Origin of the sequence: Bartonella rattaustraliani AUST/NH4, assembly GCF_000312565.1 — a bacterium.
Taxonomy (GTDB): domain Bacteria; phylum Pseudomonadota; class Alphaproteobacteria; order Rhizobiales; family Rhizobiaceae; genus Bartonella; species Bartonella rattaustraliani.
In genome coordinates, this window is sequence record NZ_CALW02000045.1 from 12,971 (window position 1) to 34,099 (window position 21,129).

General features: G+C 37.8%; 27 protein-coding genes and 1 tRNA gene. 15 read left to right on the top strand and 13 right to left on the bottom strand.

Translation table 11 applies throughout. The features are described from left to right. Window positions 1–87 precede the first annotated feature (87 nt). Window positions 88–411: a helix-turn-helix domain-containing protein gene (locus BN67_RS06680; RefSeq protein WP_019223366.1), complete on the top strand. Its 324-nt coding sequence runs from the start codon at window positions 88–90 to the stop codon at window positions 409–411. Here the strand turns inward: BN67_RS06680 and BN67_RS06685 are convergent. Beyond that, window positions 401–1,018: a hypothetical protein gene (locus tag BN67_RS06685; protein ID WP_019223367.1), complete on the bottom strand. Its 618-nt coding sequence runs from the start codon at window positions 1,016–1,018 to the stop codon at window positions 401–403. The genes BN67_RS06680 and BN67_RS06685 overlap by 11 nt on opposite strands. Window positions 1,019–1,040: 22 nt before the next feature. After that, window positions 1,041–1,490: a single-stranded DNA-binding protein gene (gene ssb / locus BN67_RS06690; RefSeq protein WP_019223368.1), complete on the bottom strand. Its 450-nt coding sequence runs from the start codon at window positions 1,488–1,490 to the stop codon at window positions 1,041–1,043. Window positions 1,491–1,730: 240 nt separating this feature from the next. On the opposite strand from ssb, the gene BN67_RS06695 reads away from it, so the two are divergent. Next, window positions 1,731–1,922, top strand: a complete 192-nt coding sequence (locus BN67_RS06695; RefSeq protein WP_019223369.1) for a hypothetical protein — start codon at window positions 1,731–1,733, stop codon at window positions 1,920–1,922. A gap of 68 nt (window positions 1,923–1,990) precedes the next feature. After that, the gene (locus BN67_RS06700) at window positions 1,991–2,419 is read left to right on the top strand and encodes a type II toxin-antitoxin system HicB family antitoxin (RefSeq protein ID WP_019223370.1); all 429 of its coding nucleotides are present in this window, start codon (window positions 1,991–1,993) and stop codon (window positions 2,417–2,419) included. A 275-nt stretch (window positions 2,420–2,694) separates the two neighbouring features. On the opposite strand, the gene BN67_RS06705 is transcribed toward BN67_RS06700, so the two are convergent. The 5 genes from BN67_RS06705 to BN67_RS11800 form a co-directional block, all read right to left on the bottom strand. After that, a complete protein-coding gene (locus tag BN67_RS06705) occupies window positions 2,695–3,108 on the bottom strand; it encodes a hypothetical protein (RefSeq protein ID WP_019223371.1) in 414 nt (137 codons plus the stop codon). Between the two features lie 10 nt (window positions 3,109–3,118). Continuing rightward, a complete protein-coding gene (locus BN67_RS14870) occupies window positions 3,119–3,781 on the bottom strand; it encodes a hypothetical protein (RefSeq protein ID WP_019223372.1) in 663 nt (220 codons plus the stop codon). Between the two features lie 161 nt (window positions 3,782–3,942). Beyond that, window positions 3,943–4,164 (bottom strand): DUF1376 domain-containing protein, encoded by a 222-nt coding sequence (locus BN67_RS14875; RefSeq protein WP_019223373.1) that lies wholly within the window; start codon window positions 4,162–4,164, stop codon window positions 3,943–3,945. Beyond that, window positions 4,154–4,888 carry a DUF1376 domain-containing protein gene (locus BN67_RS14880; protein ID WP_019223374.1) on the bottom strand — a complete coding sequence of 245 codons (735 nt, stop codon included), beginning with the start codon at window positions 4,886–4,888 and terminating at the stop codon, window positions 4,154–4,156. The genes BN67_RS14875 and BN67_RS14880 overlap by 11 nt, the downstream gene beginning before the upstream one ends. Next, window positions 4,878–5,300, bottom strand: a complete 423-nt coding sequence (locus BN67_RS11800) for a crossover junction endodeoxyribonuclease RuvC (RefSeq protein ID WP_051011286.1) — start codon at window positions 5,298–5,300, stop codon at window positions 4,878–4,880. Before BN67_RS11800 ends, BN67_RS14880 begins: the two co-directional genes overlap by 11 nt. 184 nt (window positions 5,301–5,484) lie before the next feature. Here BN67_RS11800 and BN67_RS06735 point away from each other — a divergent pair, with 184 nt between their 5' ends. Beyond that, entirely contained in the window at window positions 5,485–6,261 is a 777-nt protein-coding gene (locus BN67_RS06735; protein WP_019223377.1) for a hypothetical protein, read from the top strand. A gap of 19 nt (window positions 6,262–6,280) precedes the next feature. On the opposite strand, the gene BN67_RS06740 is transcribed toward BN67_RS06735, so the two are convergent. Both BN67_RS06740 and BN67_RS06745 read right to left on the bottom strand, forming a co-directional pair. Continuing rightward, entirely contained in the window at window positions 6,281–6,697 is a 417-nt protein-coding gene (locus BN67_RS06740) for a hypothetical protein (protein ID WP_019223378.1), read from the bottom strand. A gap of 15 nt (window positions 6,698–6,712) precedes the next feature. Continuing rightward, a complete protein-coding gene (locus tag BN67_RS06745; RefSeq protein WP_019223379.1) occupies window positions 6,713–6,958 on the bottom strand; it encodes a helix-turn-helix transcriptional regulator in 246 nt (81 codons plus the stop codon). Between the two features lie 98 nt (window positions 6,959–7,056). Between BN67_RS06745 and BN67_RS06750 the strand changes: the two genes are divergently transcribed. From BN67_RS06750 to BN67_RS06780, 7 genes are all read left to right on the top strand, one after another. Further along, complete coding sequence (locus tag BN67_RS06750) at window positions 7,057–7,659, top strand: XRE family transcriptional regulator (protein WP_019223380.1); 603 nt, start codon at window positions 7,057–7,059, stop codon at window positions 7,657–7,659. Window positions 7,660–7,825: 166 nt separating this feature from the next. Beyond that, entirely contained in the window at window positions 7,826–8,203 is a 378-nt protein-coding gene (locus tag BN67_RS06755) for a hypothetical protein (RefSeq protein ID WP_019223381.1), read from the top strand. A gap of 84 nt (window positions 8,204–8,287) precedes the next feature. After that, the gene (locus BN67_RS13615) at window positions 8,288–8,659 is read left to right on the top strand and encodes a Rha family transcriptional regulator (protein WP_156791641.1); all 372 of its coding nucleotides are present in this window, start codon (window positions 8,288–8,290) and stop codon (window positions 8,657–8,659) included. 64 nt (window positions 8,660–8,723) lie between these two features. Next, on the top strand, window positions 8,724–9,464 hold the full coding sequence (locus tag BN67_RS06765; protein WP_019223382.1) for a phage antirepressor Ant: 741 nt from the start codon (window positions 8,724–8,726) through the stop codon (window positions 9,462–9,464). Between the two features lie 138 nt (window positions 9,465–9,602). Next, window positions 9,603–10,430 carry a phage recombination protein Bet gene (bet, locus tag BN67_RS06770; protein WP_019223383.1) on the top strand — a complete coding sequence of 276 codons (828 nt, stop codon included), beginning with the start codon at window positions 9,603–9,605 and terminating at the stop codon, window positions 10,428–10,430. A gap of 1 nt (window position 10,431) precedes the next feature. Continuing rightward, window positions 10,432–11,055 (top strand): lambda exonuclease family protein, encoded by a 624-nt coding sequence (locus tag BN67_RS06775; protein WP_019223384.1) that lies wholly within the window; start codon window positions 10,432–10,434, stop codon window positions 11,053–11,055. 71 nt (window positions 11,056–11,126) lie between these two features. Next, window positions 11,127–11,330 (top strand): helix-turn-helix transcriptional regulator, encoded by a 204-nt coding sequence (locus BN67_RS06780; RefSeq protein ID WP_019223385.1) that lies wholly within the window; start codon window positions 11,127–11,129, stop codon window positions 11,328–11,330. Window positions 11,331–11,430: 100 nt separating this feature from the next. Here BN67_RS06780 and BN67_RS06785 read toward each other — a convergent pair. Next, window positions 11,431–11,506 (bottom strand) — tRNA-Phe (locus BN67_RS06785). A 408-nt stretch (window positions 11,507–11,914) separates the two neighbouring features. Here BN67_RS06785 and BN67_RS06790 point away from each other — a divergent pair. The 4 genes from BN67_RS06790 (at window position 11,915) to BN67_RS06800 (ending at window position 17,166) form a co-directional block, all read left to right on the top strand. After that, the gene (locus BN67_RS06790; RefSeq protein WP_026088203.1) at window positions 11,915–13,078 is read left to right on the top strand and encodes a phosphoserine transaminase; all 1,164 of its coding nucleotides are present in this window, start codon (window positions 11,915–11,917) and stop codon (window positions 13,076–13,078) included. 277 nt (window positions 13,079–13,355) lie between these two features. Continuing rightward, window positions 13,356–13,514, top strand: a complete 159-nt coding sequence (locus BN67_RS13620) for a hypothetical protein (RefSeq protein WP_192813128.1) — start codon at window positions 13,356–13,358, stop codon at window positions 13,512–13,514. Between the two features lie 691 nt (window positions 13,515–14,205). Next, on the top strand, window positions 14,206–15,498 hold the full coding sequence (locus BN67_RS06795; protein ID WP_019223387.1) for an adenylosuccinate synthase: 1,293 nt from the start codon (window positions 14,206–14,208) through the stop codon (window positions 15,496–15,498). Window positions 15,499–15,732: 234 nt separating this feature from the next. Further along, window positions 15,733–17,166, top strand: a complete 1,434-nt coding sequence (locus BN67_RS06800) for a hypothetical protein (protein WP_019223388.1) — start codon at window positions 15,733–15,735, stop codon at window positions 17,164–17,166. Window positions 17,167–17,318: 152 nt separating this feature from the next. Here BN67_RS06800 and rpoH read toward each other — a convergent pair whose 3' ends face one another. The 3 genes from rpoH to BN67_RS06815 all read right to left on the bottom strand — a co-directional run bounded on the left by rpoH (window position 17,319) and on the right by BN67_RS06815 (window position 20,814). Further along, a complete protein-coding gene (rpoH, locus tag BN67_RS06805; protein WP_019223389.1) occupies window positions 17,319–18,203 on the bottom strand; it encodes an RNA polymerase sigma factor RpoH in 885 nt (294 codons plus the stop codon). Between the two features lie 151 nt (window positions 18,204–18,354). Further along, on the bottom strand, window positions 18,355–19,353 hold the full coding sequence (locus tag BN67_RS06810) for an RluA family pseudouridine synthase (protein ID WP_019223390.1): 999 nt from the start codon (window positions 19,351–19,353) through the stop codon (window positions 18,355–18,357). A gap of 30 nt (window positions 19,354–19,383) precedes the next feature. After that, complete coding sequence (locus BN67_RS06815; protein ID WP_019223391.1) at window positions 19,384–20,814, bottom strand: aldehyde dehydrogenase family protein; 1,431 nt, start codon at window positions 20,812–20,814, stop codon at window positions 19,384–19,386. Window positions 20,815–21,129 lie beyond the last annotated feature (315 nt).

Here is a 21,129-nt window from a genome sequence, read left to right on the forward strand (position 1 = left end):
ACGAAATTTTTCAAAAAGAACGGCTTTGCGACAATAAGCTTTGAGATTGATAACCGCTTATCACTCGAAAATTTACAGAGGTTCAAAATGAAAAAAAAGAATGACCAGCTTAACAGTGTTGATGACACCATTCAAGAACTCGCGTCTGCACTCTTCGAGAGTGGTGCAATAGACAAAAAGACACTGCGTAAATTTGATAAAAATATGCTAACACCCATTCATGAATTTACACCGGAACAGCTGCGTAAATTGCGTGAACGTGAAAAAGTAAGTCAAGCCATTCTTGCTGATTATTTGAACGTATCAGTAAGCTTTATTAGTAAATGCGAACGCGGTGAAAGAAAACCTGATGGTGGCACCTTAAAGTTATTGGTACTCGCTGAACATAAAGGTCTTGACGCTATCGCATAATAGACGACCGCCATATATAAGCCTTTTCCTTTGTTATATTGATCTCTTGTGGATTGAAATGTCTATAGAGAATATCACATAAAAGACGTAAATCGACCATGTAATGAGACATAGCAATATCACGTAAGATCACATACTTTATAATAATCTCGAAGTTTGCATGAGGATTGTCTCTTTGCCCCTCTATAAGCGCCTTATTAACATCATCATAACGCTGAAGTGCCCGCTGATACCATTTTTCATATTCACCATTATCATTCAGTAAAACGACTCCTTTTTCCCATTCTGCTCCGGGTGAAAGGAGTGCTTGCTTATATTCATTCACCACATGGAGGTATTTTTGAGCAGCGTCATATTGATCCGGTGTAATGCCCTTACCTGGTTCCTTTTCGTTTAAGAGCACTAACCTGCCTAAATTGGTAGCAGAACGTGGGTCTCTCGCCTGTTCAAGGCTTAAACCCATTAACCTCGCCCTTGTTTCAAGAGCCGTTTTATCCAATGATTTGTTTGCCCTTGACAGCTGCTCACTTGGCTCGCGTCGATTGCTCTCAAGCTTATTCCGCCTCGTCTTCCTCTTGGCACGTAATTTTGCTGCTTTTGTTTTCATATTCTTCCCTATTTAAATCAGCTTAAAATGGGATTGCATTCTCAAAAGAATTATGTGATGAGGTATGTGCCATTGTGGAATGAATGCCCCCTGCTGGCTGATCATTTCTTGCACCTAGACTGCTTTGTCCCAACTTTTCTAAAAGCATAATCTCACCATGAAATGCCTTTAAAACAATCTCTGTGCTAGAATGATTGTTACCACTTTTATCTTGCCATTTACGGGTTTGTAATTGCCCCTCAACATAGACCTTTGAACCCTTGTGTAAGTATTGAAGAGCAATTTTTGCCAAATGTGGATTAAAAACGACAATGGAATGCCATTCCGTTTTATCTATTTTTTGATTGGTCTTTTTATCAGTATAGCTTTCAGAAGTCGCTATACTAAAATTGACTACTTCTGCTCCAGAAGTCATGATTTTTCTTTCGGGATTAGCACCAAGGCGTCCGATTAACATCACTTTATTTAGCATGTTTTTAATGACCTTAAACTTGTATTTAAATATATAAAAAGACCATAGCACAATTTGTTTATTTATTCAAATATTTCAATTTATTAATCACTATTTTTTAAAGTATTGCATTATAATTTTATTTGATAAACTCACTCAATAGCTGTGTTATAAAAAGGCAAGGCTTTTTTGCCTGATTTATTATTGACAATCGAACTTTTTTGTGCGATATTTGTTTTACGAAATTCAAGGGGAGGTTAAATGAAACGAGAAGCACTGCTTAGAGAGTTACGCAAAGAAGCCAGAAGAAGAGGTATTCATTATAGTGAAGCTCATGATGCAGGCAAAGGGTCACATTATTTGATAACTTTTGGAGACAAAACAACTGTTATAAAATCTGGTGAATTAACACCACTTTATGTGAAAATAATAAAAAAACAATTAGGAATATGAAATTCGTAATTCAGCCGCTTTAATTTTTCGTTTCAAAAGCATTTTGATCATAGCGAGGAGACCGAAACATGGAATATACTTATCAAGCAAAGTTTGAAACTGATCCTGATGGTGGTTTTGTTGTAACTTTTCCAGATGTACCTGAAGCAATAACAGCTGGAGAAAATAGAGCAGAGGCATTAGAGAATGCTGTTGAAGCTTTAGGGTTAGCATTACGTAGCTATTCTATGCGCGGTCTACCTTTACCCGTACCACAGCAATATAAAGGTCTTGTAGAGGTCACTGTAGATGCGTGGAATGCTCTTAAGCTCGCAGTGGTAGAAGCCTTTAATGAAGCGAATATTACAAAAACAGAATTGGCACATCGTTTGGGTAAAAAAGAAACAGAAGCAAGACGCATTCTTGACCCAAATTATCCAACGAAGCTTCAGACTCTAGAGCAAACACTGAGTGTTCTTGGCAAGCAAGTCGTTATTACAATAAAAAACGCGGCTTAACTATCTCCTCGTCTTTGAAGACGAGAAGATGAAATCATGTTTTTTCCTTAGCCGTTTACTGTTTTTTAAAAATAAATCTGCGAATACTCCCATGTTTAAGAACCTCATCTTTACTAATAGGTTAATTTACCTCAAATTTGTCCGTACAGAGTGTTTTGTATTTCGGATGTGTTTTTCATCATAAAATCTTTAAATCGCTTTTTACGGTGCCTTTCTGTCGATTTAAACGCATATCTCATCATAAAACAATCAGCAGTTTTCACTACTTTGCTGTTTTAAACATTCTTTTCAGCTCCTGAATCCGACTTTGGACCTCCAAACATTTCTTTCATCTGTCTCATGAGCTCTGCAAACTTTTCATCAGACATAAGCTTTCCCTGCGGTTTAACTTCTGGTTTATTAAGGCTAAGGATGATAGAGTCTGCTTTTACTCGAACGTTATCTTCAAGCCTTTCACAGTAGCTATAAAACTCCGGTGCTGAAGGCATGAATGTTGGATTTAAACCTTCTGCTTTGCCTTTAAAAACGTCATCCATAGCTTGCTTTAATGCCCAGCTACTTACCCCGTTAAGAGCATAAAAATAAGCAACCGCCATTGATTTTTGATCTGAAAACTGGCTCTTAAGACCATTAGCAAGCACCATAAATGCTGCGTGAATTTCCTCTTCAGTCGCTTTCTTCTCAAGCATTTTCAGCGCCTCATTGGCTACTGATGTAATCCTCTCCGCTTCTGAAGGTAAGGGTTTCTGATTGGGCAGCCAATGGTGTGGATATTCTTTCGTCATCCTTGAACAAAAAGCTGTATATACTATCTGCATTTTTGAGATTGGACATTTCGTGTACAACTCTACGACTCCAGTGGATTGGTTCATTTCCTTGTCTTCCATAATTTACTCCCTGAGAAGGTTTGTTAAAATCTTTTGCGTTTCGCACCCAGTTACGCCACGTTGCTTGCCAATCCAGCTTGGTAGCGTTTGCTCCTGATTTGGAACTCCAGTAATCTCTAAACTTTGCAATCTCGATTTTCACTCGCTCTGGAGGCAAGCCCTCTTGAATCGCAAAATCAAAATCGGGTTCGAAGTCTTTAGGCAATCGACCGCCGCGATGAGCTTGAGACTGTTTTGTTTTTTTCAAAACATTTTTTTGCTCGTGAATGGGAGGTTGGTTTTCTGATGATATTTCGCTTTGCTCTGACACAAGCTCCAAAACCTGATCAGTGTTTTGATCAAAGCTCTCATCAATTTCTTTTTTTGCTAATACGATAGTATTAGTTTTTTTATTATATATGTTATTGTTAATGTTATTGTGTTGTCGTGATGAACTCATCATGATGTCATCATGACCTCGTGATGACGTCGTCATGACTTCATCACGTTCTCTTGATGAGTTATCTTTCTGCTTATTTTTCTTAGTATTCGCAGCTTTTATAGCTCTTTCCGAAAGCCTATTTAAATTCTCATTGCAATTTAGTAACTCTTCTTCAACTTGTGTACTCCATAAATATCCATTTTCTAATTGAATAATTAATTTTTTCTAATGAGTTTTTCTAATGATTTTTTAAAGGTTCGCACTGAACAACCAACGACGCGTGCTAAAACAGAAGTGTCATCATAAATCGGTTCGCAGGCTCGATACATAAGAGCTGTGAGCGTGCTATAAGTAGCTTTCTCTGCTGCATCAGTGCCAGCAAAGTCCATAATCCACTCTTGATAAAAATTACGTACCCAAGGTAACTTATTTGACATAATCTTTACCCCCCATGTTTTCATGCAAGGTAAGATTGTCTAAATCTTCATCAAAGCAGTCGAGATCTTCTTCAATACTGTTGAGCTCTGCCTCAACGCGACAATTCCACAAATGTCCACTATCTGTTTGAATAAGTTTACCTCTCTTGATTAAATATTCGACAACAGTTGCAAACTTTTTTTGTGAGCAATTGCAAACGCGTGAAAGCGTTCCAAAATCATCTTTAAGCGGTGCTTTCTTATCATACATATATAAGATAAGCGTGAGATAAATTGCCTTTTGTTCAAACGTCATCCCAGAAGTGCCATGTAGCCAATCATACAAATAAAATTTTATCCAGGGTAGCTTATCTGACTTAGTTGACATGTTTACCCCCCCCATGTTTTCATGCAAGGTAAGATTGTCTAAATCTTCATTAAAGCAGTCGAGATCTTCTTCGATACTGTTGAGTTCCTCTTCAACGGCTGAACTCCAGACATATCTGTTGTCCAAAAGAGAGATGTGTCCAGTTTCTTCTAAAATATCTAATGCATCTGCAAGTTCGTTAACCGAACAGCAAGCCAATGCAGCCAATGTCCGTAAATTATTAGTAAGAGGTTTGCCAGTATGTAACATTTTTAATCGCAACCTCATGTAAATATTGCCTTCAAGAGGAGGCAATTCAGCAAGATTAAGAAGCCATTTTTCCACATTAATTTTTATCCATTTGTTCTTATTTGCCATACCCAACTTCCCTTTCTTTAACTAAATATAAAATTGATAAAGCGTCTGCTTCGTTATCATCTTTCGGTGCATGCCCTTTTGCACGCATTGCACTCATCATCTCTTCTTTCGAGGCATTCCCCTTTCCCGTTGTGGCTTTTTTTATTGTACCAACCGGAATACCTTCATAAGGAATTTGTTCGTGTTCACACCACGCCGTTAATGTCGCTAGCAAACCACCATAAATATGAGCGGCGTCTGTACCCACATGCCGGCGCACTTCTTCAAAATAAACTTCATCAATGCCCCCTGCTGTAGCTTTTATTTCTGAAAGCCATTGTTTAAAGCGCAGATAACGCATTCCACCGCCTTCAAAACGACGGGGTTGGAAATGAATGGTGCCACTAATGATATGACCATCCGCACCGCGTATTGCCCAACCAGTCTTGGTGCCTAGATCAAGACAAAAATGGTTTGTGCATGAGTGATCATAAGCCCCCCCTTAAGGTTCTACGTATTTATATGTGTGCTATGACAGAACGTGTTGTAATTGCCTGTCTTGCAAGAATGTTTGTGAAAAAGTACCCTCCCAACGATTCTAAAAAAGTGGGGGAGTTATGATGCAAGAATGGGTAAAGATATTTCTTACAGGTTTGGTATCATTTACTGTGTCGCTTTCGGTAGCGCTTATTTTAAGATGCAAAGACCGTAAAGAAGCAGCCAAAATCCGCAAAGATGATTTAGAAACAGCTGCAAAAAAACGAGAAGAAGATAGAGAATGGATAAACAAGCAATTTGCAGAAAGCCAAGAACAGACGATAGCCCTTAAAGAGCAAGCGATATCGACAAAAGATCTTGCAAAATGGTCAGAGGAACATATTAGAATTTTGTTAGATAACAAAAGAGTACAGGATTTGGGTTTGCCCCCTTCCATATATACAACTGGCCCACATTTTCCAACAAAAGATAAGTGGACACTTCTTTTTTTAAAGATAAAAAACAATGCACAAACTGTCATCCACGTTTTAAATATAAAGCTAAAAGATGGTTCTCGCTTTATTCTTGGATATGGCATCATATACAAGCCTGAAACTCGATGGCGGCAAATACAATCACCATATGTTAATCCTGATGCCAGTCCAACGTCACACAAATCACGCGGCCGCTGTGAGGAAGCAAAGGATTTTCGAACGGGACAAGAAATCGATGTTAATATTCCTATATCTCCCTCAGAAAATAAGTACACAGGAATCCCTATTTTTGTAGCAGCGCGTGAAGAAGATATAAAAGCCCAAGTTACTTTAATCATTACTCATACCTCCCCATTGAAACCAGAAACAACAATGACTGTAACTACACAAACCAACCTCATAGACTTTAAAAAATTGGATTAATTCACTTAGGCAAACATTTTTATGCTAAGTCTATTAATTCGATTTCTTCTTTTCTTTTTTCAATGAGTTCATCCCTTAAGGTATCAAGCTTATTTTTGATTGAGACCATAAATAAGATCAGCCCATTTAAGCGATAAAAAGATGACAACTCTTGAGAAAAATAATTATCAAACCAAGCCGTAAAAGCTTGCATAAACACAGATGAAAACCATTGATCAAAGTCATCGTACGGCAATAACGGAAAATAATTTCTATCATCACGCACAAAGATACTATGCAGCGTACAGACAAGAGAACCTTTTGATAAGGGATCTATGCTTATTTCATCTGTACTACGAGGCGAGCGGATAGTACAACATATGTCTTTCTGTCCAATCTTATTAACAAGATCAATCAACTGGACTTTGCTTATAGTGATCTGTGGGACATCTATCATCTCTAATCTTTCTCTTTAAGACTGTGAATGCTGCTGTGAGTGTTTGTTGTTAGCTGTAGGACTAGCAATAAAAACAGACATAGCGCTAGAACCATCTTTCAACTTTTGCAGTTTGAGATAACTTTTTAATGACAATCCTTTGCCTTGTTCCCAACGACAAACAGAAGCTTGCTTAACGCCTAAAAGGTCTGCTAATTCCTTTTGTGTTAGCGATAAACACTTTCGGATAGATTTAATCTTTAATTTTTCTTCTGTGTTCATTTGAATTGAATCCATTATATTAACCGTATACGCAATTGTATACAAGTTAATAAAAAAACAATAGATTTTTTTAATTTAAAAATCATAAGTAATTAATTATGACAAAAAACATCATTGCTACATTGCAAGTATTGCAATCTGAATTCGGTCTAAATCAAAAAGAGCTTGCAAAGAGATTAAATGTAACTCAAGCAACCGTATCAAGATGGTTGGGAAGTGAATCAGATCCTAGAGGTTCACATAGAGATGCAATTCTAGAACTTTATAAAAGCTTAAAGGGCTATAATCAAATCACTACACTTGTTCCTCTTATGGGATATGTAGGAGCAGGACTAGAAATTAATACAGATGTTGAGCAAATTCCAGAAGACGGACTTGAAACAATAGAAATACCATTTGATTTGCCTTTTGAAGCAATAGGATTCATGGTTCGTGGAGATTCTATGTATCCCGTGTATAAAGATGGTGATTTAATCGTAGTTAAACATCTGCAAACAAAACCAATAAGCGATTATTACGGTGATGAAGTTGTTGTTCTAATAGAAGATAACAGGCGTTTTATCAAACAAATTACTCGTTCTTCAGAGGGTGTTGTACTCAAATCATGGAATGCGCTCCCCATTAAAAATGCTAAGATAAAATGGGTTGGGGAAATAGTTGCAATACTGCCACGTAAATCTTATTATCCACTTATGAAATAATCTCAGTAAAGATTTTGATTCTATTATTCTAAAGACAATATTTATACATAAATGCAAAAAAGTGAAATATTCATAATTTTTTTCTTGATTTTATTTATACGTTTGCGTATAAGCATTATGTAAATTAACACAAACAATAGCCAAGAGGCGTTAGGGAGGGGAAATTATGAAAAATCCAGTTTTTATTAATTCCGATGAAATACTCTTAGCTATGTGTGAAAATGGCTACGGAAACGCACAAGCCGGTCCTCTCTTAGAGGAAAAAGAGATCTTAGATTTTATAGATGATTGCGATAACGCTATTCAAATCTTACGAATAGACCGATCAACTAATAGGTATGATGATATCTCTGAAGAAATTGCAGAATTGTATATTGAACACAATGAACGGCTGTGTTTTGAAAACAAAATACCTCATGACTTTGTCAAACACAGTGACGCATATGATGAGTATTTAGATGATCTCAAAAAGCAGGAATATGAAGATAAAACCTTCGGGACTTACGAGCAGCAAAATAAATTAAAACTGAGTGACGTGATCTAAAAGCACGAAGTGCTTTAAGCGCTGTTTCAAATCCAAAAAATTAAATAAGCACAATGAGAATGTCTCACAACAAAGAGGTGGAGCATGCACAATCGTCTTATGTCTACAAAAGACAATCATTTTAATAAACAAAGCATTCAAACCATGTCGAGTGTTGAGATAGCAGAATTATGCGGTAAAAGACATAGCCATGTTATGCGTGATATTAAGAAAATGCTTGAAGAAATTAACGAGCCCAAATTTGGGCTGGTTGATTTCAGTGGCACTTATATTGACGCAAAAAGGGAAACACGCCCTTGCTACAACCTCCCAGAACGCGAATGCCTAATCCTTGTTTCTGGCTATAGCATTGGCTCGCTAGACAAAATGATCGATCACTGGGAGGAGTTAAAAAACCAAGTCACTACACAACAATTTGACCTTTTATACCGCCCCGCAAAATTCTCTCACTGCTAGAAACTTTAACGCCAGCGAGGCGGGAGCGCTTTCTTTTGAAAGCTTTTAATCTTTGGAGAAAGAAATGACACAAAACTTAATAAATGTTAATCAAACTCAAATCGATGGTGAATTCGTTCAAACTGTAAATGCTCGTGAATTGCACGCGTTTTTAGAGATAAAATCTGAATTTAGAAATTGGATAAAAAATCGCATTAAAGAGTGCAAGTTTTGTGAAAATATAGATTTTATAACCGCGGTAAATTTTTACCGGGGTGCACAAATGAAAGAATATCACATTACATTAGATATGGCTAAACACCTTTCCATGATAGAGCGTAATGATAAAGGGCATGAAGCAAGAGAGTATTTTATCGAATGCGAGCGGCGTGCAAAGCAGGCAGCAGCACCTCAACAAATAGACTACTCAAGCCCTCAGGTAATGTTAGGGGTATTAACTCATCTAAAAAACGAAAATGAGCGTAAAGATATCGTAATTGCTGAATTAAAACCAAAAGCAATGGCTCTTGAAAGCTTACAACGGTCCGACGGTCTCTTCGGTCTTACAGAGGCTGCTAAAATTATGGAAATGCAACCTAGAGAATTCATTATCTTCTTACAAAAAAGAGGATGGGTTTATCGAAGAACATTCGGCTCTCCTTTATTGCCTTATCAAGACAAAATCAAAAAAGGTCTTATGGATTGTTCAACTCACACCCTTCAAACAACAAAAGGTACAGAAAAAGTTGTACCAGCTGCAAAAATAACCACAAAAGGCATGGGTGTTTTATCTGAACAGCTGAAAAAACAAATATGCATTCATTAAAGAGAAACGTCATATCTCAGAAATATAAACTAACAAATAAACAGTCTTTATAGACCCATATTTTCCCAAAACAAATAATTTTTCAACATTGCGTGATTCACGCCACAGAGCAATTGCGCATAAATCAAGGAAACAAATATGACAAACTCTCCTTTAACAACAATGGCAAGCAAATATGGATTTTCTCATGATCAATTTCGAAAGACAATTATCAAAACATGTATCAATCATAACTTCTCTGATGAAGAATTTGCTGCTTTTATCTCTGTAGCTAATACTTATGGTCTTAATCCTTTAACTAAAGAAATATACGCACTCCCTAAAAGGGGTGGTGGGATCATCCCTGTTGTCTCTATCGATGGATGGATTAAGATCATTAAATCTAATTCTAAATTCGATGGTATGACCTTTCAAGATCAACTCGATAAAGATGGTAATCTGATTGCTATTAAATGTGCCATTCGTCTCAAAGACATAAAAGACCCTATCGAAGTCACGGAATATTTAAACGAATGCAAACAAAAAAGTGACACTTGGCAAAAATACCCTGCACGTATGTTACGTCATAAAGCCACTATACAATGTGCTCGTTATGCTTTCGGGTTTTCAGGGATTTATGAAGAAGATGAAGCTGCCCGTATTAATGAAGTCAATCAGATGGTTGAAAATAAACCAGTCTCTCATGATATGCTGGAACAAATTAAAGAGTTAATGAACCAAACCAAAACAGAAGAAAACAACGTTTTCTCTTTTGTAAAAGTAAACAGCCTTAATGATATGACTTATGAACAAGCTCAAATAGTTCTAGATGGTCTAAAGAAAAAACAACGCTTGCAAATGACTGAAACGCAAAAATCCCTCCCACAAACAGAGCAAATAGACGCTCCTATACAAGATGCCGAGTATATCCATATTCAAGATATCGAATATACAGCACCCCAACAAGAACAAGAAATGGCGGTGTGATATGGAACAAAGAACGGCAGAATGGTTTCGAGCACGCTTGGGAAAAGTTACAGCCTCGAACATTTATAATATCATGAGCAAAACAGCAAAAGGATTGCCTACAAGCAAATATGAAGACTACAAAATAAAGCTTATCACAGAACGATTAACGGGCGAGGCAAGCCCTTCTTATGAAACTGAAGATATGCGCTGGGGTATAGAGCACGAAGACGACGCCTTACAAGAATATGGATTCATTTATGATGCCAATATTGTAAAATGCGGTTTTATCCAACACCCTACAATAGAAATGGCGGGTGCAAGCCCCGACGGTTTGATTGGTGATGATGGGTTAATTGAAGTCAAATGCCCAAGATCCGTAAATCACATGCGCTTTTTTATGGATAGCCAGATCAAGCCTGAATATCTTGCACAAATGCAATTTCAGATGGCTTGTACGGGACGAAAATGGTGTGATTTTATCAGTTATGATCCACGTTTTACGGATCAAAAAGCTCACCTACGCATGAAGATCAAACGTATCAATCGTGATGAAGAACAAATTCAAAAAATGAATCAAGCGGTCGAGATATTTTTGGAGGAAATAGAACGAGATCTGAAACAGATCTTGACACAAGCCGCTTGAAGTTATGGGGGTGCTCTCTCCTCCCAGCACCCCCACCCATTTAAGTAATATAAAAATAGAAAGGTAATGAGATGATATTTGATGATGGCGATAGATATGTAACAACCCGTGAATGTGCACGGCTTTTTAGTGTATCAACAACAACGATTCGTAATTGGGTGCTTCAAGGGGAGTTTCCTCAACCCTATAAGCTAGAGAGAGCAGTAAGATGGAGAAAAAAAGAGATTCTCGCTTTTACTCCAAAGAAAAATACGGAGCAAATAACAACAAATTAAATAAAATTGTATAAACCACAAGAGGTGGTCTAAAAGGTGGTCTGAAAAGCAGCGAATCAAATAAAAAATTATATATTTCAATATGTTAAACAAAGAAAAGTGGTGCCCAGACGCGGATTCGAACCACGGACACGCGGATTTTCAGTCCGCTGCTCTACCTACTGAGCTATCTGGGCACATTTCACAAAACACGTGAAACGCGTGCGGTTATAACATTAAAATTTTCTCTGTCCAGCCATCAAAAGCAAAATAATTGATTTTTTTATTATTTTATCTCTGTATTCTAAGAAATTACAATGATTTTTTTATCATAAAATAAACTTGATAGCTGTATGACTATGCGTTACTGTGTGATTATCAAGATGCTGTTTTATCGTAGTAATGATGCGAGCAAATGCCTTTAAAGAATCAATCTTGAGACATAATTGAAAAGAGATATTTCTTACCAGGTTTCCGCGTATTTTAAGCTCACGAAATAAATAGAAAACATTTTTGATTTCTCAAAAGACTATTGGCACAGTCTTTTACAATGATAATTTGTTTTTCTTTAAAGAAAAACAAATTATATAAATTAAAGGGGAGCAATGATGATGTTAAAAAAACCAAGTTTTCGTCCAAATAATCCTAATTTTTCTTCAGGTCCTTGTAGCAAGCGACCTGGTTGGAGTTTTGACGTTCTTAAAAAGGCATTAGTTGGGCGTTCGCATCGATCGAAAGAAGCGGGTTTAAGACTTGCTGAAATCGTTAATTTAACGCGTGAAATTCTTGAAGTACCTTCTGATTATCGTATAGGAATTGTTCCTGCTTCAGATACTGGTGCTGTTGAGATGTCTTTATGGTCTTTACTCGGTGAACGTGGCGTCGATATGGCGGCATGGGAAAGTTTCGGTTCGGGGTGGATTACAGATGTTGTTGAGCAATTAAAGCTTTCTGATGTGCGCCGTTTTGAAGCTCCTTATGGTGAACTACCAGACTTGACGCAAATTAATTTTGATCGTGATGTTGTTTTTGCATGGAATGGAACAACTTCTGGTGTACGCGTTCCTGATGCAAGTTTCATTCCAGATAATCGGAAAGGGCTCACAATTTGTGATGCAACATCAGCTGCTTTTGCACAAAATCTTGATTTTTCAAAATTAGATGTTGTTACTTTTTCATGGCAAAAAGTTTTAGGAGGAGAGGCAGCGCATGGTATGTTAATCTTAAGTCCTCGTGCTGTTGAGAGGCTTGAGAATTATGTTCCAGCTTGGCCTATCCCCCAAATTTTCTGTATGACAAAAGATGGAAAATTGATTGAGAGTATTTTTAAGGGCGTAACAATCAATACCCCTTCTTTGCTATGTGTTGAAGATTTCCTCGATGGATTAAAATGGGCTAAGGAGCAAGGTGGTTTGCGAGCATTAATGGCGCGAGTTGAGAAAAATTATGCTGTACTTGATGCTTTTGTTCGTAAAACACCGTGGTTAGAATATTTGGCAAAGGATCCTAAAATACGTTCTAATATATCTGTATGTTTAGATATTGTGGATCCAGTTGTTACTGCTTTGAGTGCTGAAAAGCGGGCTTCCTTTATAAAAGCGGTTGTGAACCGTCTTGATGAAGAGGGGGCTGCTTACGATATTGGTTCGTATCAATCTGCTCCTCCAGGGCTACGGATTTGGACAGGTATAACAGTTGAGGCTTCTGATGTTGAAATTCTAACAGAATGGCTTGAATGGGCTTTTCAGGTTGAAAAAGCACGGCTTTAAGGCGTTCTTAGCGATTTTTGTAATACGGCTTTTTAAAAAACAAAGAATATGGGAGATCGTGGTGATTTTCCATATTTTTGTGTCGTGCAAGAGCCTTTAGAGATAATGAAAATTTGTATTATCTTACGCTCTTAATGGGATCACGAGCCTCAGGAAAAACAGAACGCCACCTCGCTGCACGAGTTTGTTTTAACGAGATATGTCTGAGAGCTCTTAAGCCTATTTTGCGGCGGCGTTGGTGAATTGTATACCGATAAATCCATCGAGCGCTTACATTATGGCAGTTTGGTTGCGTGAGAATGTAAAGAATAATCATAGAACAATTAATGATCGGCATAAATTTGTCATAGACTTGTCAGGAAATGCGGGTAATCTTGGAGTTAGCTTGAACAATTCAGTCAATGATAAACGATCGCTTTATACAGAATCCCATTGAAAGGACATACGATGAAGCAGTGGTTTCGGGATTTTGGGATTACACTATAATTTCTAAGTTATGTTGCTGTAACAAGCCGGCACCATCATTCTTTTTACCAGCTCATGGTATATTTACAAACTTAATAGTGTCTATTTACGAGCTGCAACAACCTTTGAATGAAGGTGGTTCATGAGTGGCATTTTTCTTCTTTCTTCTCTTGTTTTACTCCATGTGCTAACCCTACTTATTTATGGCGTACAAGCCCAAGTGAACAAAATTGATTCAATATAAAGAGGTTTGAAATGAGAGAAGTTTATGGGTATTCGGGGTTATAATTCAAGAGAATAAACGACAAATACTCTTTATGAATCAATATATTGTAGATAATATATAAATTGCGAAAATTTACGAAGGTTATACAAATATTATATCCCATATTTTAGCAAAATCAAAAACCAAAAGCTCTAAACTTTGATACTTTTTTATGCAAAATAACGGATTTAAAATACAAGCTCTTTTTTAAGTTGTGGTACTTTCCGCTTTTATTATTTGCTACTTTCTTCTTTTATTATTATGAATTTGAAGATTTAATCTTCTGAAGATTGGGAAAAGTTAAAATGAAGAGTCGCACTTGCTTTAAGGTTTCGTTATAAAGAAACGTTTGTTTTTGAATGCTGGTTTTATTTGACCACACACGACGGAGAAAGTTATGGCCAATGTAGTAGTTGTTGGTACACAATGGGGTGATGAAGGCAAAGGTAAAATTGTAGACTGGTTGTCTGAGCGAGCAGATATTGTGGTGAGATATCAGGGCGGTCATAATGCAGGCCATACATTGGTTGTCGATGGAGTGAGTTATAAATTATCACTTTTACCGTCTGGTTTAGTTCGTGGGAAGTTATCCGTTATTGGGAATGGTGTTGTCGTTGATCCCCATCATTTTGTAGCAGAATTAAAAAAATTACGTGATCAAGGTGTAAAAATTACACCGGAAGTTTTACGGATTGCAGAAAATGCTCCTTTAATTCTTTCTTTGCATCGTGATCTTGATGCAACCCGTGAAAGTGGTTTATCGGGTTTAAAAATTGGTACGACAAGGCGCGGTATTGGTCCGGCTTATGAAGATAAAGTAGGGCGTCGTGCTATCCGCGTGATGGATTTGGCGGAGCCTGAGACACTTATGACTAAAATCGAACGGCTCTTAGGGCACCATAATGCTTTACGTCGGGGGATGAGCGTTGCAGAAATTGACCCTCAAGCGCTTTATGATGAGTTAATGCAAGTAGCGGATGAAATTCTACCTTTTATGGATTGCACATGGCGTCTTTTAGATGAAAATTATAAGATGGGAAAGCGTATTCTATTTGAAGGTGCGCAAGGTGCTCTATTAGATAATGATTTTGGGACTTATCCTTATGTAACATCTTCCAATACAGTTTCTGGGCAGGCATGTACTGGTTCAGGGATGGGGCCAGCTTCAATTCATTATGTTTTAGGTATTGCAAAAGCTTACACGACACGTGTTGGAGAAGGACCATTTCCAACAGAGCAGATAAATGATATTGGCGATCTCCTTGGGACGCGTGGGAAAGAGTTTGGTGTTGTGACGGGGAGAAAACGTCGGTGTGGTTGGTTTGATGCTGTTTTAGTACGTCAGATGGTAACGGTTTGTGGTGTGCACGGTATAGCATTGACAAAACTTGATGTTTTAGATGGGCTGGATAAAATTAAAATCTGTGTTGGTTATGAGCTTGATGGTAAAAAAATTGATTATTTACCCTCTTCTATGGGGGCACAAATGTGTGTGAAGCCTATTTATGAGACATTGGAAGGTTGGAAGAAAGCAACAGCACATGTATTAAGCTGGGAAGATTTACCGGTGCAGGCCGTCAAATATATACGTTATATTGAAAAGCTCATCGGTACGCAGGTTGCCTTATTATCCACGAGCCCTGAACGTGAAGATACGATTCTGATCACAGATCCTTTTGTAAGTTCATGATTATGTTGAGATTTCTGTATAGGTTTTCCGTTTGTCTTTCGTGTTTTTTATGAAGAAAGACAAAGGATCGGGTAAGAGAAAGATACAAAATAGCATTGTTTATTTTTCATATTCATTTTAAACTGCTACGATATATCAATATAAATAACAATGAATTTAAAAGGCTAAAATAAAGGTGTTTTTGGTCTTACAGCTGGGTTTTCTTTTCTCAGTTTGAGAAAGATTATAGAGGATATGGTAGATTTCGTTGGAATCTTAAAAAAGGCAATTGATGCGCAAAATAATATGACGCCACACGTGCGTAAGCGGATTTATAAACGAGCTATCGAAGCACTAGAACAACAGTTTGCCGTAGCAACAGTACCACAAGCAATAGCAGATGAGCAAAAAAAGAATTTGCAAAATGCCATTGCAATTGTTGAAGAAGAATATTCAGTGAGAGACAAAAAGTTATGTTCTTCAGGGATTGAGGGGAATTCTAAAAATATAGTTGAAGATGATGAACATACACAAAATTCCCACTTGTCACAAAGTGGTGCGTTTTCAAGGGGAAAAGCAGAAAGAAAACAAGAAGGGGCTACAAATTCAAAGGATCATACGTCGCTTGATAAGTCTTCTGTATTCGTGCTGCCAAATGCAGAGCCTGTTAATATGGAAGCTTATTCGGTTCCTGAGCATGTTGGGGGTAGTCGATTAAAAACTTTTCCTTCATCTGTGTCTTCACAAGGAGATAATCCGCATATCATTTCGCATATTTTTTCTCAAGCTGTACGTCGTGCTAATCGGTTGTCGATACGCAGGCGTATTGTGATAAGTGTTGCTGCTCTTTTTAGTTTTTTCGTCTTAACTGTTGGTGTTTGTATTGTTGGTGGGCGTGTGTTTCTATCAAGTGACTATCAGGCTCTTGGGGAAAATCTTCAAGTTTCTCACGCCTTACCAAAAGCACTTTCGACTCATCGAAAGTTAACAAAACGCTTATTAGAAGATGGGAGCGAAATTGATGTTGGTTTAAATCAAAAGGCAGATTCTTTGAATGAAGCAGGAACGTCAAAAATTGTTGCGAGCAATTCGGAACGATCAGGTGAAGCTATCTTTTACCAAACACGGACGAATTATGAGGCGGAAAAAGTGGCAACAGGAAATGCGCATTGGAAACTTATAAAAGAGTCTCGTGTGAAAGGGGCGCCGGAAGAATTGGCAATACAAGGTGATATAACGATTCCAGATGAAGGATTATCGCTACGGTTGATTTTGCGTCGTAATACTGATTTGTCTTTTCCTGCTGCGTATATTATGGATCTCATTTTTATTCTTTCGGATAAATTTTCAGGGCAAGCTATAAGCAGTGTTCAAGCATTAACTTTTAAAGCAAGTGAGCAATCCATTGGGCAGGCTTTAACAAAGACTGTTACAGCGAAGATTGGGAATGATTTTTTTCTGATTGCATTAAGCGGCAATCATCCACTTCTTGATCGAAATTTGCAATTGATGCGGGAATTGGATTGGATACGCCTGGTGTTAACGGATAAAAACGGGCGTATTAATGAATTGACTTTTACAAAGGGACAAACAGGTAAATCCATTTTTAATGAAGTAATTGGTGAATGGCTCACGCAACCAAATAAACGAACAGAAAATAAACAAACAGTTTTGGGTCAGAAAAAATAAAACTCCAATATGCGCGGAAGTAAAAAATATAAAAGAGAACTTTTATCGTTAAAGAATCTTGGCAGCTTAATCTTTAAAAGCACAAAGCCAACAACGCATATCCTGTCTTTATTTGAAGAATACACAAGTCGTTGGCTCTCTATTCAACAACGCTACGTTTGGCTTTGGAATAAAGCGACAGCTTTGATAGAATCTTGTACTTTTTCAAATGCACGCATTTCAATTTGTCGTACACGCTCTCGACTTATGTTAAACTCATGTGAGAGCTGGTCTAGCGTCAACGGTTGATCGCTTAAACGACGTGCTTTAAATATGCGCTTTTCGCGTTCATTCAAAGCATCCATAGCATTTGTAAGCATGGAACGGCGATTTTCCAATTCATTTTGTTCGATCAAAATCTGTTCTTGATTTTTGGAATCATCTACTAACCAATCTTGTAATTCACCATTTTCACCTTCTTTTGTGCGAAGAGGTGCATTGAGTGAAGTGTCACCTCCAAGTCGACGATTCATGGAGACGACTTCATCTTCTGTGACATTCAATTTTGTTGCAATTTCTTTGACTTGTTCGGCGTTGAGATCACCACTATCAAGTGCTTGCAATTTACTCTTTAACTTACGAAGATTGAAAAACAAACGTTTTTGATTAGCCGTTGTTCCTATTTTCACCAAACTCCAGGATCGTAAGACATATTCTTGGATTGATGCTTTAATCCACCATATAGCGTAGGTTGCAAGACGAAACCCACGCTCTGGTTCGAAGCGTTTAACAGCTTGCATAAGTCCTACATTTCCTTCTGAAATGACTTCTCCAATAGGTAATCCATAACCCCGATATCCCATTGCAATTTTAGCAACAAGACGTAAATGACTCGTCACCAACTTATGCGCAGCTTTTAGATCATTATGTTGGCGATAACGTTGCGCCAACATATACTCATCTTTCGGTTCGAGTATTGGAAAACGACACACTTCTTCTAGGTAACGATCTAATCCTCCGTCACCTATTGTTACTGATAACAGATTCATATGGGCCATATAGCACCCTCCTTTTCAATGAATTCCCTCATAAGGCAAATTCTTTTTCTCGAGATTATAACATCTCTTTAATGTGATACTAGCATAATTTTAAACTTTGTTCAAAAAAGATATTTTATTATGAAATCTTGAAAAGGTTAAAAGTTGCAATTTATTTTTTAAAATGCTTGATAAGTTCAGCCATGTCTTGAGGAAGTGGTGAAGAAAAAGACATAACTTTACCTGTAGTAGGGTGTTCAAAAGTAAGAAGAATTGCATGAAGTGCTTGTCGGTTAAATTGATCGATTGCATTTTTAATGATGGGATTAAGCGTGTTTGACTTCGTTTTAAAAGCATTTCCATAAACAGGATCACCGATGAGTGGATGTCCGATATACGCCATATGAACACGGATTTGGTGCGTACGTCCAGTTTCTAAACGACATTCCAGAAGGCTGGCAATAGATGTTGTTTCTGCATGCGTTGTGTATTTTTCTAGAAGAGAAAAATGTGTGACAGCATGTCGGGCATGAGGATGTCCGTGATGGACGACAGCTTGCTTTGTTCGGTTATGGGGAGAACGTCCAAGAGGTGCATCAATTGTCCAAGCATTACGGCTAGGGGTGTCCCAAATCAGGGCATGGTAACGTCGATCTAATGCGTTGGTACGTCCATGGTCAGAAAATTGGGCACTAAGATTTTTATGAGCAAGGTCATTTTTAGCAACAACCATAACGCCACTTGTATCTTTATCGAGACGATGAACAATGCCCGGGCGTTTAACACCGCCAATGCCAGACAGACTATTCCCACAATGATGAATAAGAGCGTTAACTAATGTTCCCGTCCAATTTCCATTCCCGGGATGAACGACAAGACCAGCTGGTTTATTAATAACAATGACATGATCATCTTCAAAGAGAATGTCTAATGCAATGTTTTCACCACGAGGTTCTGCATCGCGGAGAACCGGCATGGTCAGTTCAATAATTTGATGAGGTTTTAATTTTGTGTTTGGTTCCTTTACACATTGACCATCAATTTTAATATAGCCTTCACGGATGAGGGTTTGCAGACGTGAACGTGATAGGGCGTTGTGATATTGTTGAGCAAGCCACTGATCTAGTCTTTGTCCAAGGGCACCTTCATCCGTTATTTTCTGGGTTACCATCTGTTTCCTATTAAACTTTTCATAAAATCTTTACCAATATGAAATTGCTTTGCTATCAAGAAACTCTTCGATTCCCCAAAGTCCACCTTCACGAGCACGTCCAGAGAATTTTACACCTCCAAAGTAACTTCCATCGGGTAATCCATGCCCATTTACCTCTACCATACCTGATCGTATTTGTGCAGCAATACGACGAGATTTGTTACGATCTTGCGATTGTATATAGTTTGTAAGACCGTATTTTGTGTCATTGGCTATGGCTATGGCTTCAGCTTCTGTATTAAAGGGAAGCATTGAGAGAACTGGGCCAAAGATTTCTTCTTGAAAAATACGCATACTAGGTTTTACATCAGCAAAGACTGTTGGGCGTACATAATAACCGCGGTCCATTCCTATAGGTAAACCTGTTCCACCGGTAACAAGTGTTGCACCTTCATCAATTCCAGATTGGATAAGGTCTTGAATCTTATCATATTGTTTTTTTGAAACGACCGGACCAATGTGGTCTCCTGTTTGGTTGTTGGGTCCCACTTTTGTTTTTTCGGCAACTTTTTTAGCTATTTTTATTGCCTCCTTATAGATACTTTGTTCTACAAGCATGCGTGTTGGTGCATTACAGCTTTGTCCACTATTATAAAAGCAATGTTGCACACCTCGCTGCACAGCGTTTGCATCAGCATCGGCAAAGATGATATTAGCGCCCTTGCCACCAAGTTCTAGGCAGACCCGTTTTAAAGTATCGCTGGCATTTTTAGAAATATCTTTTCCTGCTTTGGTCGATCCGGTAAAGCTGATCATTTCCAGATCTGGATGCGCAGAAAGATAAGAACCAACGCCAGCACCATCTCCATTAACTAAATTAAAAACACCTGCTGGGAGAGCAGATTCATCTACAATTTCAGCAAAGAGCATGGCAGAAAGAGGAGCAATCTCAGAGGGTTTTAACACCATGGTGCAGCCCGCTAAAAGAGCTGGAATAACTTTAAGGGTTACTTGGTTCATAGGCCAGTTCCATGGCGTAATCAATCCTACAACACCGATAGGGTCATAATGAAGAATCGCTTGATCATTTCCTTTTACTAAAGTTTTTTGGAATGCAAACTCTTTGTAAACTTTGATAAAGTTGCGGATATGGGAACTACCGGTTGCGGTTTGCGCATTAAGGGCCATATCAATAGGCGCTCCCATTTCCATTGAAATGGTTTTTGCCATCTCTTGCGAGCGTTTTTCATAAATTTCTAAAATTTTTTCAACGAAGCCGAGACGTTCATGAGGCTGGGTTGTTTTCCATGTTTGAAAAGCTGTTTTAGCAGCCTCAATTGCTTTATCTGCATCTTGTGTGCTGCCTAAACTAATAACAGCACAAGCCTCTTCTGTTGATGGATCAATGACGTGTAGATCATGAGGAGTACTTGGATCATCCCATAGGCCATTGATATAAAATTTCCGCTTGTTAAACATGTTTTTCTCCCTTTGTTACATTATTATAATTTATCCTATTTGAACTCTTTTAGAGAAGAATAACAAGGGTAATCTTATCAAACGTCGAAAAATAAGCCTATTTTATGTCAGTAAGATGGGAAAGCTATAAGAGCATTTCTTATGCTAACAAATTGTATTATTGTATTAATTTATGAAGTGACAAGAAAAGAGAATAATGAGCGATTTCTATCATTTTTTCTAAAAGAATTTTTTTATAAAAAGATGGGGGATAGTTCTCATCTCATCATGCACTTTGCAATTTATCCGACATTTGTGAAAAAAGTCTCATTGAGA